The organism is Halomonas sp. Cn5-12 (assembly GCF_021532545.1).
Taxonomy (GTDB): domain Bacteria; phylum Pseudomonadota; class Gammaproteobacteria; order Pseudomonadales; family Halomonadaceae; genus Vreelandella; species Vreelandella aquamarina.
Map to the genome: position 1 here is coordinate 1 of NZ_JAKGAY010000077.1, position 1258 is coordinate 1258.

At 49.9% G+C, this 1258-nt stretch carries 2 tRNA genes and 2 rRNA genes; all 4 read left to right on the forward strand.

From position 1 onward, the window contains the following. Window positions 1–121, forward strand: a 16S ribosomal RNA gene (locus L1249_RS17350); the annotation flags it as partial. A gap of 87 nt (window positions 122–208) precedes the next feature. After that, window positions 209–285: transfer RNA gene (locus L1249_RS17355), tRNA-Ile, on the forward strand. A gap of 112 nt (window positions 286–397) precedes the next feature. Further along, window positions 398–473, forward strand: a tRNA-Ala gene (locus L1249_RS17360). Window positions 474–702: 229 nt separating this feature from the next. Continuing rightward, a 23S ribosomal RNA gene (locus tag L1249_RS17365) occupies window positions 703–1258 on the forward strand; the annotation flags it as partial.

Below are 1258 nucleotides of genomic sequence, written 5' to 3' on the forward strand. Positions count from 1 at the left end.
TGGACTGCACCAGAAGTGGTTAGCCTAACGCAAGAGGGCGATCACCACGGTGTGGTTCATGACTGGGGTGAAGTCGTAACAAGGTAGCCGTAGGGGAACCTGCGGCTGGATCACCTCCTTAAACGATACATCATCCCTCGCGGTAAGCGCTCACAATGAATTACCTGATCAGATAGTAGAGCAAACGGTTGATGCACGATCCCCTCTTGGGTCTGTAGCTCAGTTGGTTAGAGCGCACCCCTGATAAGGGTGAGGTCGGCAGTTCAAGTCTGCCCAGACCCACCAAATTCCTGTGATGCGGTGTTAAAACACTCCTCGTATAACATGATTATGCATTGAGGTGTTTTTCTCGTCTTACGGAAATTTATACAAGAGGTTGGTTTTGCAAAAAAACAATGGGGCCATAGCTCAGCTGGGAGAGCGCCTGCCTTGCACGCAGGAGGTCAGCGGTTCGATCCCGCTTGGCTCCACCATTATCTTCTTGTTTTTTAGATAAACCCCGTTTGTGATTGTTTCGTGACCATTGATAAGCACGGCGTAATGCGTCTTCTTATCACTGTTCATTGAACAGCTGCTCTTTAACAATGTATATCATGCTGACATGAACGTTTTAAACGTTCATACGTAATTGTTAAGTGATACGTCTCAAGCGTATCCGGCAATCGTTATCATTGCGAGAGTCCAGACCCCTTCGGGTTATAGGGTCAAGCAATGAAGCGCACACGGTGGATGCCTAGGCAGTCAGAGGCGATGAAAGACGTGGTAGCCTGCGATAAGGTTCGGTGAGGTGGCAAACGACCTGTGACCCGGACATCTCTGAATGGGGAAACCCACTCATCAACAGATGAGTATCTTACGCTGAATATATAGGCGTAAGAGGCGAACCAGGGGAACTGAAACATCTAAGTACCCTGAGGAAAAGAAATCAACCGAGATTCCCCTAGTAGCGGCGAGCGAACGGGGACCAGCCCTTAAGCGTGTGACAGATTAGACGAACAGACTGGGAAGTCTGGCCATAGCGGGTGATAGCCCCATAGTCGAAAATCTGATCACGTGAAATCGAGTAGGTCGGGGCACGAGAAACCTTGACTGAAGACGGGGGGACCATCCTCCAAGGCTAAATACTCCTGACTGACCGATAGTGAACCAGTACCGTGAGGGAAAGGCGAAAAGAACCCCGGAGAGGGGAGTGAAATAGATCCTGAAACCGTGTGCGTACAAGCAGTAGGAGCCCACTTGTTGGGTGACTGCGTACCTT